Here is a 16172-nt window from a genome sequence, read left to right as displayed (position 1 = left end):
GAACGGGGCGGCATCAGGAATCGTCGTTGTCCTGGGCGGCCCGCACCGGTCTGCCGGACGAGTCGGACATGACGGTCAGGTGAAATTCCGCGCGGCGCACGCTGTCGATGCCGCCCGTCGTCGAAGGCGCCGGCTCCCAGGGACAGGGAGCCGGCGCCGACGCTCATGTCACGCGGAATTCCTTGCGCTGGCAACCGTCCTCGCCGGAATCACCCCCTGCCGGACACCCATCGCGGACCGAACGGTCGTTCATGTCCGACGGCCCGGCATATCGAGCAAACTGTCCGAACTCGACTGACACCCCGGAGGGCCGGTCTAGGGTCCGCTGTGGGCGGTGCCGACGAGCCTGCGCAACGCCGGCCGCGTCCACCGCCCGGCGACCCCCGGCCGGCCCGCCAGGTAGCCGACGGTCCGCGCGGCGTCCCAGCCGTGCGCCTCGCGCAGCCCGCGCGCCAGCATCCCGAGATAGACCGGAGCGGGCCGGGTCCACTGCACCTCCACCGCCCGGTGCGGCGCGGTGAACGTGAGCATCGGCAGATCCTCGTGGACGCCGACGCGCAACAGCGTCTCGTAACGGCCCGGCCCGAGCGTCGCCCGCCCGGTCTGCACCGCCGCGAGGATCCCGGCCAGGTCGGCGCCGGGCGGCCGGTACATCTCCTGCGCGGCGATGTCGGCGAACTGCTCGACGGTCACCAGGTAGCCGCGCGCCGCCGCCCGGCCGGGCAGCAGCGGGTCGTAGAACGCCATGCCGCCGGTCCAGGCCCGTGACTCACCCGCGAAGTAGACGCCGCCGGGGATCAGCACCGGAACCGTCCGGCGCGGTGGCCGGCGGTCCCGGCAGCCGGGGTACGTGCGCAGCCCGCCGGGTGGACACCCGCCACGCAGATACCAGTCGAGCCGCGCGGCGTGCAGATTCGAGCCGTACGCGACGTACCAGAGCATCGGCGGCGCGGCTCTAGAACCAGCAGGTGCGCCCGGCGGCGTGGCTGACCTGGACGGTGTGCGTCACGCAGCCGCCGTCGGCGATGCGGTGCAGCAGGAAGGCGGTCGGCTCGGCGACGAAACCCGGCTCCTCCTCGTCGGTCATGGTCAGGCTCACCTGGATCCAGGTGCTCGGCGCGGTGGTCAGCACCGTACCGGCGAACGCGCTCGTCACCTGACGGTGCAGGTGACCCGCGGCGACGCGTACGACATGGGGGTGACGGCCGATCACGGCGGCGAGCGCGTCGGCGTCGGCGAGGCCCATGCCGTCCATGACGGGTGCGCCCACCGCGACCGGCGGATGGTGCAGGCACACGACGGCGGGCGCGTCGGTACGCCCGGCGAGCACCCCGTCCAGCCAGGCGAGCTGCTCGTCGCCGAGCCGTCCGCCGGGGCTGCCCGGGGTGAGCGAGTCGAGCACCACGAGCGTCGCGTCCGGCAGGTCGACGTGGTAGTGCGCCGAGAAGCCACCGGCCAGGTAGGGGGTGCCGCCGAACGTGTCGAGCAGCGACTCGCGGTCGTCGTGGTTGCCGGTCACCAGGTGCACCGGCAGCGGGAACGCGCCGACGATCTCGCGCAGGGCGAGGTATTCGTCCGGCCGGCCGTTGGCGGTGAGGTCGCCGGTGATCACCACGCAGTCGGGCCGGGGACGCAGCGCGAGCACCGCGCCGAGCGCCCGGTGCAACCCGGACGCCGGTTCGGCCGCGAGCAGACCGGTGGTCACGTGCGGATCGCTGAGCTGGGCGATGAGCATCGGCCGCCTCCTCGGGTGCCCGGGCCCTCACGCTATCGCCGCGCGGCCTCCCCGCGCAGGCCCGATCTCGCCCACAGGCTGCGTCCACAGCCTGTGGATAGCACATGTGTACGAAGGTCGGCGGCGGTTGCGCTGAGTACCCTTGATCGCGGCCCGACCCCTCCGAGCAGGAACGACGTGGATCACGAGCGAGTCCTCCGCGACGTCACGGTGCGCCTCCCCACGGCGTCCACCGTCCCGGAGGCGTGCCAGTGGACCGTCGCCGCGCTCGCCCGGCACACCCCGGCGACCGCCACCGTCCTGCTCCGCGTCCACGACCGTCTGCGCTGCGTCGCCGCCACCGGCGCCTGGCAGGTCTTCTCGCACGTGCCGGCGACCGCCGACGGCACCCCGCCGGGCCGTCACCGGCCCGAATCCTCGGTGGTGCGGCGGGTCTACGCCTCCGGGGTCACCGCCGCCGTGCCCGACGTCAGCGCCGACCCCGACTACCTCGAGGTCCGCCCGGACGTCACCGCCGAACTCTGTGTGCCGGTACGCGACCCGGACGGCCGGCCGATCGGGGTGCTCGACCTGCAGTGGAGCGAGCCGGTCGTGCTCGCGGCGTGGCGGGAGACCGCCGAACTGGTGGCCGACCGCCTCGGCGGGCGGATCGCCGCGCTCGGCGGGCCACCGGCCGAGAGCCGCAGCGAGCAGCTGCTCCGGCACGCCGCCGCGTTCACCGCCGCCCCCACCGACTGGGACCTGATGACCGCCGCGCTCGCCGCGGCCCGGGACGTGTCAGCGCTCTCCGCCGCCGTGCTGGTGCTCACCGGCCGGCGCGGCCCGCGCCTCGGCGCCCCCACCGGCACCCCGGGCGAGCTGGAGGCGCGGATCCGGGCCGAGCTGGACGGGGCCGGGCCGGCAGCGCTCGACCGCATGATCGACCGGGCCCACCGGTACGGCTCGGCGTACACGCTGGGCGAGGCGGGCCATCCGCCCACCGACGAGTACCTGCCGCTGACCCGGGCCGGCGCGCGCACGCTGGTGGCGGTGCCGGTCGGCACACCGGCCTCCGGTGGCGTGCTGCTCGTCGCCGACGAGCAACGCCTGTGCCCCGACCCGACCACGGTCAACCTGATCGAACTGCTCGCCGGGCAGGCGTGGACCTGCCTGGACCGGTTGCGTACGCTCGCCCGGCTGCGCGAGCAGGCCAGCTCGGACCCGCTCACCGGGTTGCGGCACACCGGCCCGTTCGGGCAGCGGATCGCCACCGCCACGCCGGGACGTACCGCGCTGCTGGCGATCGACGTGGACGGGTTCAAGGACGTCAACGACACGTACGGCCACCAGGCCGGCGACCGGCTGCTGGTGGGGCTGGCCCGGGCTCTGGAGGGCGCGCTGCGCCAGGGCGACGAGCTGTACCGGACCGGCGGCGACGAGTTCGTGGCGGTGATCGAGGTGAGCCGCCCGGAGGAGGCGGTCCGGATCGCCGAACGGCTCACCGAGGCGGCCCGCCGTACCGGCCGGACGATCAGCGTCGGCGTCGCGCTCCCCCGCCCCGGCGAGTCCCCCGAACGCACCCTGCACCGAGCCGACCAGGCCCTGTACGCCGTGAAACGCCACGGCCGAGACGGAGTCCACCTCAGCGCCGCCTGACCCCACCCCTCTCTCCCCCGCGATCTTGCACTTTGGGCCTCGACAAGTGCGGCATAAGCCCCATGATCAGGGCCGAAAGTACAAGATCAACGCCGAAGGGGGCGGAGGGCGTCAGCGACGGGTGAAGTCCTTGGCCAGGAGTTCGGCTATCTGGGCCGTGTTGAGGGCGGCGCCCTTGCGGAGGTTGTCGCCGGTCACGAACAGGTCCAGGGCGCGGGGGTCGTCCACCGCCCGGCGGATCCGGCCCACCCAGGACGGGTCGGTGCCGACCGCGTCGATCGGCATCGGGAACTCCCCGGCCGCCGGATCGTCGACCAGGATCACGCCCGGGGCGTTGCGCAGTACCTCGCGGGCGCCCTCGGCGTCCACCTCGGTGGCGAAGACCGCGTGCACGGCGACCGAGTGACCGGTCACCACCGGCACTCGTACGCACGTGGCGGACACCTTGAGGTCGGGCAGCCCGAGGATCTTGCGCGACTCGTTGCGCAGCTTCATCTCCTCGGAGGACCAGCCGCCGTCGGCGAGCGAGCCCGCCCACGGTACGACGTTCAGCGCCAGCGGCGCCGGGAATGGACCCAGTTCGTCGCCGACGGCCTGCCGCACGTCACCGGCGCGGGAACCGAGCACCCGATCGCCGGCGATCTTGCCGAGCTGGAGGTGCAGCGCGTCCACGCCGGCCTGACCCGCCCCGGAGACCGCCTGGTACGACGCGAGCACCAGCTCGCGCAGCCCGTACTCGCGGTGCAGCGGCGCGACCGCCACGATCATCGCCAGCGTGGTGCAGTTGGCGTTGGCGATGATGCCCTTGGGCCGGTTGCGTACCTGCTCGGGGTTGATCTCGGGGACCACGAGCGGGACGTCGCGGTCCATCCGGAAGGCGCCGGAGTTGTCCACCACCACCGCGCCGCGCGCGACAGCGACCGGGGCCCACTGTGCGGAGACGTCGTCCGGCACGTCGAACATCGCCACGTCGACGCCGTCGAGCGCGTCGGCGGTGAGCGCCTGGACGGTCAGCTCCTCGCCCCGGCACTGCACGCGCCGGCCCGCCGACCGCTCGGAGGCGAGCAGCCGGATCTCGCCCCACACGTTGCGCCGGGAGGAGAGGATCTGGCACATCACCGTACCGACGGCACCTGTCGCCCCGACCACGGCGAGGGTGGGCAGCGACGCCATGGCGCGTTACCGCCCGGTGCCGGCGTAGACGACGGCTTCGGTGTCACCACCCAGCTCGAAGGCGTCGTGGATGGCCCGGACCGCCTTGTCGAGGTCGGTGTCGCGGCAGACCACGGAGACCCGGATCTCCGACGTGGAGATCATCTCGATGTTCACGCCGGCCGCGCCGAGGGCGGCGAAGAAGCCGGCGGCCACGCCCGGGTGCGAGCGCATGCCCGCGCCGATCAGGGAGACCTTGCCGACGTGGTCGTCGTACAGCAGGCCCTTGAACTTGACCGACTCCTGGATCTTGCTGAGCGCCGTCATCGCGGTCGGGCCGTCGGCCTTGGGCAGCGTGAACGAGATGTCCGTGCGGCCGGTGCCCTCGGTGGACACGTTCTGCACGATCATGTCGATGTTGATCTCCGCGCCGGCCACGGTGTCGAAGATCGACGCGGCGGCGCCCGGCTCGTCGGGCACGCCGACGATCGTGATCTTCGCTTCGCTGCGGTCGTGGGCGACCCCGGTGATCAGTGCCTGTTCCACAGGAAGGTCCTCCATCGATCCGGTGACCATCGTGCCGGTGTTGGTCGAGTATGACGAACGGACGTGGATCGGCAAGCCCGCGCGCCGCGCGTACTCGACGCTGCGCAGGTGCAGCACCTTCGCGCCGCAGGCGGCCAGCTCCAGCATCTCCTCGTAGGTGATCAGCTTGATGTGCCGCGCGTTCGGCACGATCCGCGGGTCGGCGGTGAAGATGCCGTCCACGTCGGTGTAGATCTCGCAGACGTCCGCCTCCAGCGCGGCGGCGAGCGCCACGGCAGTGGTGTCCGAGCCGCCCCGCCCGAGCGTGGTCACGTCCTTGGTGTCCTGCGAGACGCCCTGGAAGCCGGCCACGATGACCACCGCGCCCTCGTCCAGCGCGCCCTTGAGCCGCCCCGGGGTCACGTCGATGATCCGGGCCCGGCCGTGCACCGAGGTGGTGATCACGCCGGCCTGGGAACCGGTGAACGAGCGGGCCTCGTACCCCAGGTTGTGGATGGCCATGGCGAGCAGCGCCATGGAGATCCGCTCCCCGGCGGTGAGCAGCATGTCCAGCTCGCGGCCCGGCGGCAGCGGGCTGACCTGGTTGGCCAGGTCGAGCAGCTCGTCGGTGGTGTCGCCCATGGCGGACACCACCACCACCACGTCGTCGCCGGCCTTGCGCGCGGCCACGATGCGCTCGGCGACCCGCTTGATCCGCTCGGCGTTGGCGACGGAGGACCCGCCGTACTTCTGCACCACGAGTGCCACGACGGTGCACTCCCTCCCAGCGACGACCCTGAGCGTGCCGACGCCGCCGGGTCTCTTGGTCCGGCGGCGCGTGTCAGACCGCCTCAGCCTATCGGGCGGCCCGCGACGCCGGGTCGGGTGATCCCACCATCCGGCCCCGGCGTGGGGCGGCTCACCAGCCCGGGAGTACGCGACACGCCAAGCGGTACAGCCGTACGGTGGGCTGACCGGGACCATGCCGACGACGCAGAATGAGCCGGTGCACGCTCATCGACGTGCGGCCCGCCTGACCGGCGTGCTCGCGCTCACCCTGCCGGCATTGCTGGCCGCCTGCGACGGCGGCCGTCCCGAGGCGGCGCCCACCGGCACCGCCGACCCGGTCCCGGTGCAGGTCGACGCCGCCCGCGAGGAACTGGCCGGGCTGGCCGCGGCGGCGCAGGACCGGCACCTCACCGCCACGTACGCGTTCGCGCCCGCCGAGGGCACCCCCCGCACGGTGGCCTTCACCAGCGCCAACGACGGCAGCTGGCGGGTCGACGTGCCCGGCTGGGGGCACGCCGGCACGGTGGACGTCTCGCTCGCCGGCACCTCCGACGGGCTGTTCCAGTGCGCGCTGCCGTCGGCCGGCTGGGCACAGGCGGCGACCTGCGTCCGCCTCGGCGACGCCGACGACGCCGTGCCGCGCCGGCTCGACCCCCGGGTGCAGCACCCGTTCACCGACTGGCTGGAGGTGCTGACCGACCGGCGCGCGCCGCTCGCGGTCTCCCCCGCCGAGCCGCTACCCGGCGCCGACGGCCCGTGCTACACGGTCGACAGCACCTCGGCGTCGCTGAACGCGCCGCTGGACGTGGGCATCTACTGCTTCCGGGAGGACGGCACACCAGCGGCCGTCCGGGCCGGATTCGGCACCCTGACGCTGACCGGCGAACCGGGCGCCGCGCCGGGCACCGTCGAGCTGGCCGGCGCGGTGACCGACGGCGAGCCGGTGAGCCGGGACGCCCCGAGCCCCGGTACGCCGTGACGCGTCCCGCTCAGCCGCCTCGCGCCGCGCGGAGCAACGCGGCACCGACCTCGGTGTTGCGGTAGAGCACGTGCCGCCCGGCCCGGGACCGGACGACGAGACCGGCGGCGTGCAGCGCGGCGAGGTGCTGGGACACGTTCCCGGCGGACAGCCCGGTGAGCCGGGCGAGGTCCGTGGTGGTCGTCGCCGCGTCGAGCAGGTGCAGCAACGCGGCCCGGCCGCCGCCGACCACCCGGGCGAGCGCGTCGCCGGCCGGTTCGGGTCCGCGTTCCCAGAGCGTCCCGACCGCCCGGACCGGGTACGCCCCGGCCGGCATCGAGTCCTCCAGCAGGTTCCACAGCACCCGCTGGTGCGTGAACACGCTCGGATTCAGCGCCAGCCCCCGCCCCCGCAGGTCGAAGTCCCGCTCGAACGGGTCGTCGCTGACCACCCGGTCACCGAGCCACCGCAGGCTGGGGTGGAGTCGCTCGAACAGCTTCCCCGTGCCGCCCTCGGCGAGCTGGGCCGCCCGGTACGCGACGTCGGCGTCCAGCAGCGCCCGCATCCGCGGCCAGTCCGGGGCGATCGCCTCGTCGTACCAGACCCGCAGCGCCTCGACGAGCTGCGGCAGCAGCCCGGCCGGGTCGGCGAGCAGCGCCCGCCCGAACGGGCGTAGCGGTCGGCTCGGGGCGGTCGCCAGCAGGTCCCGGACCACCACGTCGGGCGGCGTCGCCGCGATCTGGTCGAGCTGCTCGGGCATCTCCACGCCCGGCCGGGCCGCCGGGGTGAGGAAGTCCGGCAGCCAGCGGCGCGGCAGGGTCAGCTCCACCAGCGGGCGGACCCGCCCGGCCACCTCCGGGCGGCGCAGCGTCGCCCGGGCCCGGTCGGTCCAGGGCAGGTGCACCGGGTAGCGGGCCGGCTCGGCCAGCGCCCACAAGCTCATGACCGTCTCGTTGGCCGGTGACACGCCGAACCGCACGCCTGCGACATCGGTCAGCGTGAACCGCAACTCGGACATGCGCACCTCCCGGATTCGGCTCAGCCTAAAAGGCTCGACCGGACCGTGGGGACACGGTTTGCTCACCGGTCATGGGGGCCAGAGAAAGCATCCGCACCGCCGTCCGTCACGTCGTACCGCCGGCCGGTCTGACCCGCGCCCTGGCCGTGCAGGCCATGGTGTTCGCCGTCGGTCACGGCCTGTTCCAGGCCGGCAGCGCCGTCTTCTTCACCCGGGCGCTCGGGTTGAGCCCGGCCCAGGTGGGGCTCGGCCTGTCCCTGGCCGCCGGGGCGTCGCTGCTCGGCACCGTGCCACTGGGCGGGCTCACCGACCGGTACGGGCCGCAGCGGGTGTGGATCGTCTGCCTGCTGCTCGACGCGGCGCTGTTCGCGGCGTATCCGTTCGTCGGCGGCTTCGCCGGGTTCGTCGCGGTGGTGATCGCGCTGGCCGTGACGGGTTCGGCGACCGGCGTGGCCCGCCAGGTCTACTCGATCAACGTGCTGCGGCCGGAGGAACGGGTCACCGCGATGGCCTACCAGCGCTCCTCGCTGAACGTCGGCTTCGGGGTGGGCGCCCTGATCAGCGGCCTGGTGCTGGCCGTCGACACGATCTGGGCGTACCGCGGGATGGTCTGGTTCATCGCCGTGGTCTTCCTGGTGACCGCCGGTTTCGTCCGCCGGCTGCCGCGACTGCCGGAGGTGACCCGCCCGGCCGAGCCGATGAGCCGGCTGGCGGTCCTGCGCGACCGCCCGTTCATGACCGTCGCGCTGCTCTCCGGGCTGCTCACCGCACATCAGACGCTCTACCTGACGGTGATGCCGCTGTGGATCCTGACCCACACCGACGCGCCGAAGACGATCATCGCCGCGCTGGTACTGCTCAACACCGTCCTGGTCGTGCTGTTCCAGGTACGGGCCAGCCGGGGCGCGGACACCGCGCCGGGCGCGGCCCGGGCGTCCCGTCGGGGCGCGGTGCTGATCGCCCTGTTCTGCCTGGTCCTGCCGGTTTCCGGCGCGACCCGGGGAGCGCTCACCGTGGTGGCGCTGGTGGCCGCCGCGACGCTGCTCATCCTGGCGGAGCTGATCGAGTCGGCGGGCACCTGGGGACTCACCGCCACGCTGCCGCCCGCCGCCCAGCGCGGCGCTTACGTCGGCGCGTTCGGGCTCGGCTCCCAGTTGCAGTTCCTGATCGCGCCGGCCGGGCTGACCGCGCTGGGCGTGAGCACCGGCGGCTGGGGCTGGTACCCGGCCGCGGCGCTGTTCGTCCTGGTCGGGCTGGCGATCGTGCCCGCGGTGACCTGGGCGGAGCGGACACCTCGGCTACCGGGCGTGGCGAAGTCCACCGACTCCGTGACTCTGGTCCCATAGTCCGGACCGGCCTTCCCACCACCCGTCCCACCACGTAGGGTGACCTTGTCATGTGGCGCGCGTACCTTCTCCTTGGCTGCCGCGACGAGGCCTGACCGGCCGGCACCTCGTCGCGGAGTAGAAACGCGCCGTCCAGCACATCCGATCTTCTTCTCGGCACCGCCGCGCACCGTCGCCCGGCATCTCGCCGACACCTTCCGATCTGCTGACGCCACATGTTCCAGGGAGCACTCCGAGATGGCTCAACCTGTCACCGAGACCGATCCGTTCGCCCGCCAGCGCCCCAGCCGGATGCCGGTCCACCGCTACGTCCCGTACGACCGTGAGTTCGGCGTCGACCTGCCGGACCGCGCCTGGCCGACCCGCCGCGTCGAGGCCGCGCCCCGCTGGTGCGCAGTCGACCTCCGCGACGGCAACCAGGCGCTGATCGACCCGATGTCGCCGGAGCGCAAGCGGCGGATGTTCCAGCTCCTGGTACAGATGGGCTACAAGGAGATCGAGGTCGGCTTCCCGTCGGCGAGCCAGACCGACTACGACTTCGTACGGCAGCTGATCGAGCAGGACCTGATCCCCGAGGACGTCACCATCCAGGTGCTGACCCAGTGCCGGGAGCACCTGATCGAGCGGACCTTCGAGTCGCTGCGCGGCGCGCGCCGGGCCATCGTGCACTTCTACAACTCCACCTCGACGCTCCAGCGCCGGGTGGTCTTCGGCCTGGACCGCGACGGCATCACCGACATCGCCACGCAGGGCGCGCGGCTGTGCCAGAAGTACGCGGAGATCCACACCCCGGACACCGACATCCACTACGAGTACTCGCCGGAGTCGTACACGGGCACCGAGCTGGAGTACGCGCTGGAGGTCTGCTCGGCGGTGATCGACGTGATCGACCCGACGCCGGACCGGAAGCTGATCATCAACCTGCCGGCCACCGTCGAGATGGCGATGCCGAACGTCTACGCCGACTCGATCGAGTGGATGCACCGGCGCCTGCCCCGGCGGGACAGCCTGGTGCTGAGCCTGCACCCGCACAACGACCGGGGCACCGGCGTGGCCGCCGCCGAGCTGGGCCTGCTGGCCGGCGCCGACCGGATCGAGGGCTGCCTGTTCGGCAACGGCGAGCGCACCGGCAACGTCGACCTGGTGACGCTGGGCCTGAACATGTTCTCCCAGGGCATCGACCCGATGATCGACTTCTCGAACATCGACGAGATCAAGCGCGCCGTGGAGTACTGCAACCAGCTGCCGGTGCACGAGCGCCACCCGTACGCGGGCGACCTGGTCTACACCGCGTTCTCCGGCTCGCACCAGGACGCGATCAACAAGGGCTTCGCCGCGCTGAACGCCGACGCGGCGGCGGCCGGGGTGCCGGTCGACGACTACACCTGGGCGGTGCCCTACCTGCCGATCGACCCGAAGGACCTGGGCCGCACCTACGAGGCGGTCATCCGGGTCAACTCGCAGTCCGGCAAGGGCGGCGTCGCGTACATCATGAAGACCGAGCACCAGCTCGACCTGCCGCGCCGCCTCCAGATCGAGTTCTCCGGCGTGGTGCAGCAGGTCACCGACCACGACGGCGGCGAGGTCGAGCCGGGCGCGATGTGGGAGATCTTCGCCCGCAACTACCTGGTCGACCACCAGGTCGACCCGGCCGTGAAGCTGGCCGACTACACCATCGGCACCGTCGACGGCAAGGTCGAGATCGACGCCCGCGTCGGCTTCGGCGGCGAGACCCGAGCGCTCACCGCCGTGGGCAACGGCCCGATCGACGCGTACGTCAACGCGCTGCAGTCCCTGGGCGTGGCGGTACGGGTGCTCGACTACCACGAGCACGCGCTGTCCTCCGGCGGTGACGCGCAGGCAGCCGCGTACGTGGAGTGCGAGGTGGACGGCCGCACGGTGTGGGGCGTCGGAGTGGACGCCAACATCGTCACCGCCTCGATCAAGGCGGTCACGAGCGCGGTGAACCGCACCCGCGCCTGAGATGTTGTAAGGAGGGGCCCCTTCTTAACGCTTCACGCATAGGAAGGGGCCCCGCTTAACACCCCGCACCATTCGGGCGTCCTTGTTAAGAAGGGGCCCCTCCTCTACCGGAGGCGTTAAGAGGGGGCCCCTCCTTTCACCGGGCGGTGGATCAGCACGGCGGCGAGCACCGCGCCGGCCAGCAGCAGCCCGGCGCACCACGCCAGCGCCCCCCGGTACGCGTCGGCCAGCGCGCCCTTCTGCTCGTACCCGGTGCCGGAGAGCCCGACCAGCAGCGGCAGCGCGGCCACCGCGAGCAGGCCGCCGGCCCGGGAGGCGGCGTTGTTGAAGCCGCTCGCCACCCCGGCGAAGCGGTCCGAGACCGCGCCGAGCACCGATGTGGTCAGCGGCGCCACCACGAGCGTGAGCCCGGCGCCGAACAGCGCCACGCCTGGCAGCACGTCCACCCAGTACGACGCGCCCGGCCCGACCCGGCGCAACAGCAACAGGCCCGCCGCGGCGATCACCGGGCCGACGGTGAGCGGCAGCCGGGGGCCGATGCGGGCCGACAGCGCACCCGCACGTGGCGAGCCGACGAGCAGCAGCACCGTCATCGGCACCGTCGCCAGGCCGGTGAGCAGCGCCGACCAGCCGACCACGTTCTGCAGGTAGACGGCGAGGAAGAAGGTGAACCCGCCGAGCGCCGCGTACACCACCACTGTGAAGACGTTCAGCACGGAGAACAGCCGGCTGGAGAACAGCCCGGTGGGCAGCATCGCGGTGTCGCCGCGCCGCCGCTCGACGAGCACGAAGACCACCACGGCGGCCACCCCGAGCACCGCCGCGACCAGCACCGCCGGGGAGTCCAGGCCGCGCGCCGGTGCGTCGATCAGCGCGTACGTGACTCCGCCGAGCGCGAGCGCGCCGAGCAGCGCCCCGGCCATGTCGAACCGACGCCCCTCCCCGGTACGCGACGCCTCCTCGTCCCGGCTCTCCGGCACCCAGCGCAGCGCGGCGAGCACCACGCCGACGGCCAGCGGCAGGTTGACGAAGAAGATCCACCGCCAGGAGAGCGTGTCGATCAGCCAGCCGCCGAGCAGCGGGCCGAGCGCCGTGGACACCCCGGACAGCCCGGACCAGGTGCCGATCGCCCGGCCCCGGTCGTCCGGGTGGAAGCTGGCCTGGAGCACCGACAGCGAGCCGGGGGTGAGCAGCGCCCCGCCGGCGCCCTGGAGGAACCGGGCGGCGACGAGCCATCCGGTGTCCTGGGCCAGCCCGCAGAGCACCGACGCCACCGCGAACCAGACCACGCCGAGCAGGAAGATCCGCCGCCGGCCGAACCGGTCGCCGAGCGCGCCGCCGAGCAGCACGAACGCGGCGAGCATGAGCAGGTAGCCGTTCACTGTCCACTGCAGACCGGCGACTGTGGCGTCCAGCTCGGCGCCGAGGCGCGGCAGCGCGACGTTGACGACTGTGGTGTCCAGGAACACCATGCCGGAGGCGAGGATCGCGGCGAGCAGCGTGCCGCGTCCGGCGGCGGAGCCGGTACGCAGCGCGGAAGCGGGTGCGGTCACGTCTCATCACTCTGCCCGCCGCCCACCTTCGACGCCACGAATCGCGGAAACCGCCGCCGGGTACTGTGCGGACTCGCCCGGAGCACGCAAGCTGGAGAGGTGTCGTCTGTGCGTACCAGATCAGGAGCCCGAGCCGGGCTGGCGGCCGCGCTGAGCGCGGTGCTCGCCCTCGGCGTGGCCGGCTGCGACGTGTCGGTCAGCGAGCCGGAGGCGCCGCCGAGTGCCGCCGGGAACGTCAACAAGCAGCTCGGTGAGCTGACCGTGGCCACCGCCGGGTCGATGAAGGGCTACAGCCGCTCCCGCTTCCCGCACTGGCGCGACACCGGCAAGAACTGCGACGTACGCGACAGCGTGCTGCAACGCGACGGCGAGGGCATCAAGCTGTCCGGCTGCAACGTGGTGGGCGGCCGGTGGGAGAGCGTCTACGACGGCGTGGTGCTCAACGATCCGTCGGACGTGGACATCGACCACACCGTGCCGCTGGCCGCCGCGTGGCGCTCGGGCGCGGACGAGTGGGACGACTCGAAGCGCGGCGACTTCGCCAACGACCTGACCCGGCCGCAGCTCATCGCGGTTTCGGCGCGGTCCAACCGGGCAAAGGGTGACCAGGATCCGTCCCAGTGGAAGCCGCCGAACCGGTCGTCCTGGTGTCAGTACGCGGCGGACTGGGTGACGGTCAAGCACTACTGGCGGCTGACTGTGACAAGTGCCGAGAAGGCCGCTCTCACCGACATGCTGGAGGGCTGCACATGGGCGAGCAAACCGTGACCGGGCCGGACGCCACACCGGCCCCGGAGGCAGGCGCCGCACCGGCCCCGGAGTCCGCACCGGCCGGTCCGGCCTCGGCCGGGATGACGGCTGACGGCCGGCAGCCGGCGCCCGCCGACGTCGCCGGGGCGGGCATGACCGCCGACGCGGTGCCCGGCGCACCGGCCGGGGGCGCGCCGGCCGGACCGGCGGACCGCACCACTGACATCACCGCCGGTCCGGGCGGGGTCATGACGGACGAGGTGGGCGTGGTGACCGGCGAGTTGACGCTGCGCACCGAGCACGCCGACGGCCGGGTGACGCTGCGGGTGCAGTACAAGGACGCCGACGAGTGGTACGCGGTCACCGGCGGCTCCGCGCCGCTGGCCGACCCGGCCGCGCTGGACACCGTGCACACCATCGCGGTGGGCCTGCTCAACCGCCCCGAGGGCTGACCGGCGAGCAAGCGCGTCCCCACCCGGGCCGGGCGGGGACGCGCTCGTCGTGTCAGACGTACGATCCGGGCTCGCTCGGCGCGGAGACCACGCCGGGTTCCTCGCCGTCGCCCTCCGGCCGGGTGATCTTCGCGGTCACCTCGTGCGGGCGCAGCTCACCGGCGGCGATCTGCTCGGCCCAGTGGCAGGCCACCCGGCTGGCGCCGATCGAGCGCAGCTCCGGCCGCTCGTCGGCGCAGCGGGTCGGCTGCGCCCAGGGGCAGCGGGTGTGGAACCGGCAGCCCGACGGCGGGTTCGCCGGCGACGGCAGGTCACCGGCGAGCAGGATGCGCTCGCGCCGGTCCTCCACGTCCGGGTCCGGCACCGGCACAGCCGACATCAGCGCCCGGGTGTACGGGTGCAGCGGCTCGGTGTAGAGCCGGTCGCTCGGCGCCTCCTCCACCAGCGCGCCCAGGTACATCACGCCGACCACGTCGGAGATGTGCCGCACCACGGCCAGGTCGTGCGCGATGACCAGGTAGGTGAGGCCGAGGCTGTCCTGGAGTTCGTCGAGCAGGTTCACCACCTGCGCCTGGATCGACACGTCCAGCGCGGAGACCGGCTCGTCGGCGACGATCAGCTCCGGGCCGAGGACCAGCGCGCGGGCGATGCCGATGCGCTGGCGCTGGCCGCCGGAGAACTCGTGCGGGTAGCGGGACAGCGCCCACTTCGGCAGGCCGACCGCGTCGAGCGTCTCGCCGATGATCCGCCGCCGGTCGTCCCGGTTCGTGCCGATGCCGTGGGTCTGGAGGCCCTCGGTCAGGATCGACTCGACGTTCTGCCGGGGATCCAGGCTGGACATCGGATCCTGGAAGATCATCTGCATCCGGCGGCGCATCGAGCGCAGCTTGCCGGAGGGCAGCGTGGTCAGCTCCACGCCGTCGAACTTCACCTCGCCGCTGGTCGGCGGGTTGAGCTGGAGCAGGGCCCGGCCGAGCGTGGACTTGCCGCAGCCCGACTCGCCCACCAGCCCGTACGTCTTGCCGCGCGGGATGCTCAGGTCGACCCCGTCGACCGCCTTGACGTGCCCGACCGTCCGGTCGAACAGCACGCCCCGGCGGATCGGGAAGTGCACCTTCAGGTCGCGGACCTCGACGAGGATGTCGTCGTCGCTCATGGGGTCTCCTCCTCGCGCGGAGCCGGTCCGGAGCCGGGCACGGCGGGCGGTTCGGCCGGCTCGGCCTGGGCCGGCACCGCACCCGGCTCGGTCGTCGTCGGCTCGGTCGCCCGGGCGTCCGCCTCCGGGGTCAGGCCGGGGACCGGCACCGGGTTGACGCAGCGGTAGCTGCGCGCGTCGTGGGTGAGCACCAGCTCCGGCGGCTCGCCCACGCACGCGTCGACGCGGCGGGCGCAACGCGGGGCGAACGCGCAGCCGTCCGGCCAGGGCAGCACGTCACGCACCGAGCCGGGGATGGGGTTCAGCCGTTCGCCGCGGCCGGCGTCCAGGCGGGGCACCGAACCGAGCAAACCCTCGGTGTACGGGTGCCGGGGCTGGCGGAACAGCGGACGGCGGGTGGCCGTCTCCACCACCCGGCCGGCGTACAGCACGTTGATGGTGTCGCACATGCCGGCCACCACGCCGAGGTCGTGGGTGATCATGACCAGGGCGGTGCCGGAGTCCCGGACCAGATCCTTGAGCAGTTCCAGGATCTGCGCCTGGATGGTGACGTCGAGCGCGGTGGTCGGCTCGTCGGCGATCAGCAGCCGGGGCTGGCAGGCGACCGCCATGGCGATCAGCGCCCGCTGCCGCATGCCGCCGGAGAGCTGGTGCGGGTACTCCTTCAGCCGCCGCCGCGGGTCCGGGATGCCCACCCGGTCGAGCAGGTCGGCCGCCTCCTTGGTGGCCGCCTCGCCCTTCATGCCCCGGTGCCGGGCGAGCACCTCGGTCACCTGGAGCCCGATCGGGATGACCGGGTTCAGCGAGGACAGCGGATCCTGGAAGATCATCGCCACGTCCCGGCCGCGAATGTCGCGGCGGGACCGGTCGTCGAGCTGGAGCAGGTCGGTGCCGTCGAAGACCGCCTTGCCGCCGACCCGCAGGCCCGGCTGCTTGGGCAGCAGACCCATGATGGCCAGCGACGTGACGCTCTTGCCGCAGCCGGACTCGCCGACCAGGCCGACCACCTCGCCGGCGTCGACCGAGAAGGACACCCCGTCCACCGCGTGCACGGTGCGCTGCCCACGACGGGCGAACGTGACGGAGAGGTCGTCCACTTCGAGCAGTGCCATGACTGACT

Annotated in this window: 14 protein-coding genes; 6 read left to right on the top strand and 8 right to left on the bottom strand. The window is 73.1% G+C overall.

What is annotated here, in order from left to right; all coding sequences use genetic code 11:
- Positions 1-315: 315 nt before the first annotated feature.
- Positions 316-942, bottom strand: coding sequence for a histone deacetylase (locus ABIH81_RS09580; RefSeq protein ID WP_349879950.1), 627 nt, complete (start codon positions 940-942; stop codon positions 316-318).
- A 13-nt stretch (positions 943-955) separates the two neighbouring features.
- Positions 956-1735, bottom strand: a complete 780-nt coding sequence (locus ABIH81_RS09575) for a phosphodiesterase (protein ID WP_349879948.1) — start codon at positions 1733-1735, stop codon at positions 956-958.
- Positions 1736-1912: 177 nt separating this feature from the next.
- Between ABIH81_RS09575 and ABIH81_RS09570 the strand changes: the two genes are divergently transcribed.
- Positions 1913-3370, top strand: a complete 1458-nt coding sequence (locus tag ABIH81_RS09570; protein WP_349879946.1) for a diguanylate cyclase — start codon at positions 1913-1915, stop codon at positions 3368-3370.
- A 111-nt stretch (positions 3371-3481) separates the two neighbouring features.
- Here ABIH81_RS09570 and ABIH81_RS09565 read toward each other — a convergent pair whose 3' ends face one another.
- Together ABIH81_RS09565 and ABIH81_RS09560 are read right to left on the bottom strand one after the other, a co-directional pair.
- Entirely contained in the window at positions 3482-4543 is a 1062-nt protein-coding gene (locus ABIH81_RS09565; protein WP_349879945.1) for an aspartate-semialdehyde dehydrogenase, read from the bottom strand.
- 6 nt (positions 4544-4549) lie between these two features.
- Entirely contained in the window at positions 4550-5815 is a 1266-nt protein-coding gene (locus ABIH81_RS09560) for an aspartate kinase (protein WP_091425876.1), read from the bottom strand.
- A 238-nt stretch (positions 5816-6053) separates the two neighbouring features.
- Here ABIH81_RS09560 and ABIH81_RS09555 point away from each other — a divergent pair, with 238 nt between their 5' ends.
- Entirely contained in the window at positions 6054-6815 is a 762-nt protein-coding gene (locus tag ABIH81_RS09555) for a hypothetical protein (protein WP_349879944.1), read from the top strand.
- A gap of 10 nt (positions 6816-6825) precedes the next feature.
- Here ABIH81_RS09555 and ABIH81_RS09550 read toward each other — a convergent pair whose 3' ends face one another.
- Entirely contained in the window at positions 6826-7812 is a 987-nt protein-coding gene (locus ABIH81_RS09550; protein WP_349879943.1) for a DUF5937 family protein, read from the bottom strand.
- A gap of 71 nt (positions 7813-7883) precedes the next feature.
- Here ABIH81_RS09550 and ABIH81_RS09545 point away from each other — a divergent pair, with 71 nt between their 5' ends.
- The gene (locus ABIH81_RS09545; protein WP_349879942.1) at positions 7884-9158 is read left to right on the top strand and encodes an MFS transporter; all 1275 of its coding nucleotides are present in this window, start codon (positions 7884-7886) and stop codon (positions 9156-9158) included.
- 237 nt (positions 9159-9395) lie between these two features.
- Complete coding sequence (gene leuA / locus ABIH81_RS09540; protein ID WP_349879941.1) at positions 9396-11141, top strand: 2-isopropylmalate synthase; 1746 nt, start codon at positions 9396-9398, stop codon at positions 11139-11141.
- Positions 11142-11257: 116 nt separating this feature from the next.
- Here leuA and ABIH81_RS09535 read toward each other — a convergent pair whose 3' ends face one another.
- Positions 11258-12694, bottom strand: a complete 1437-nt coding sequence (locus tag ABIH81_RS09535; RefSeq protein WP_349879940.1) for an MFS transporter — start codon at positions 12692-12694, stop codon at positions 11258-11260.
- Positions 12695-12802: 108 nt separating this feature from the next.
- Between ABIH81_RS09535 and ABIH81_RS09530 the strand changes: the two genes are divergently transcribed.
- Together ABIH81_RS09530 and ABIH81_RS09525 are read left to right on the top strand one after the other, a co-directional pair.
- Complete coding sequence (locus ABIH81_RS09530; protein ID WP_349879939.1) at positions 12803-13462, top strand: HNH endonuclease family protein; 660 nt, start codon at positions 12803-12805, stop codon at positions 13460-13462.
- The gene (locus ABIH81_RS09525) at positions 13444-13896 is read left to right on the top strand and encodes a hypothetical protein (protein WP_349879938.1); all 453 of its coding nucleotides are present in this window, start codon (positions 13444-13446) and stop codon (positions 13894-13896) included. Before ABIH81_RS09530 ends, ABIH81_RS09525 begins: the two co-directional genes overlap by 19 nt.
- 52 nt (positions 13897-13948) lie before the next feature.
- On the opposite strand, the gene ABIH81_RS09520 is transcribed toward ABIH81_RS09525, so the two are convergent.
- Positions 13949-15052 carry an oligopeptide/dipeptide ABC transporter ATP-binding protein gene (locus ABIH81_RS09520; protein ID WP_349879937.1) on the bottom strand — a complete coding sequence of 368 codons (1104 nt, stop codon included), beginning with the start codon at positions 15050-15052 and terminating at the stop codon, positions 13949-13951.
- Positions 15049-16164, bottom strand: a complete 1116-nt coding sequence (locus ABIH81_RS09515) for an ABC transporter ATP-binding protein (protein WP_349879936.1) — start codon at positions 16162-16164, stop codon at positions 15049-15051. The genes ABIH81_RS09520 and ABIH81_RS09515 overlap by 4 nt, the downstream gene beginning before the upstream one ends.
- Positions 16165-16172 lie beyond the last annotated feature (8 nt).

It is taken from the genome of Micromonospora sp. HUAS YX12 (assembly GCF_040215685.1).
In the GTDB taxonomy this organism is placed as follows: Bacteria; Actinomycetota; Actinomycetes; order Mycobacteriales; family Micromonosporaceae; genus Micromonospora; species Micromonospora tulbaghiae.
This window is presented reverse-complemented; position numbering and strand designations above follow the sequence as displayed.

What these genes read in the sequence shown, in the direction of transcription:
- ABIH81_RS09580 (WP_349879950.1), bottom strand. Translation starts at nt 942, where the DNA reads ATGCTCTGGTACGTCGCGTACGGCTCGAATCTGCACGCCGCGCGGCTC.
- ABIH81_RS09575 (WP_349879948.1), bottom strand. Translation starts at nt 1,735, where the DNA reads ATGCTCATCGCCCAGCTCAGCGATCCGCACGTGACCACCGGTCTGCTC.
- ABIH81_RS09565 (WP_349879945.1), bottom strand. Translation starts at nt 4,543, where the DNA reads ATGGCGTCGCTGCCCACCCTCGCCGTGGTCGGGGCGACAGGTGCCGTC.
- ABIH81_RS09550 (WP_349879943.1), bottom strand. Translation starts at nt 7,812, where the DNA reads ATGTCCGAGTTGCGGTTCACGCTGACCGATGTCGCAGGCGTGCGGTTC.
- ABIH81_RS09545 (WP_349879942.1), top strand. Translation starts at nt 7,884, where the DNA reads ATGGGGGCCAGAGAAAGCATCCGCACCGCCGTCCGTCACGTCGTACCG.
- leuA (WP_349879941.1), top strand. Translation starts at nt 9,396, where the DNA reads ATGGCTCAACCTGTCACCGAGACCGATCCGTTCGCCCGCCAGCGCCCC.
- ABIH81_RS09525 (WP_349879938.1), top strand. Translation starts at nt 13,444, where the DNA reads ATGGGCGAGCAAACCGTGACCGGGCCGGACGCCACACCGGCCCCGGAG.
- ABIH81_RS09520 (WP_349879937.1), bottom strand. Translation starts at nt 15,052, where the DNA reads ATGAGCGACGACGACATCCTCGTCGAGGTCCGCGACCTGAAGGTGCAC.
- ABIH81_RS09515 (WP_349879936.1), bottom strand. Translation starts at nt 16,164, where the DNA reads ATGGCACTGCTCGAAGTGGACGACCTCTCCGTCACGTTCGCCCGTCGT.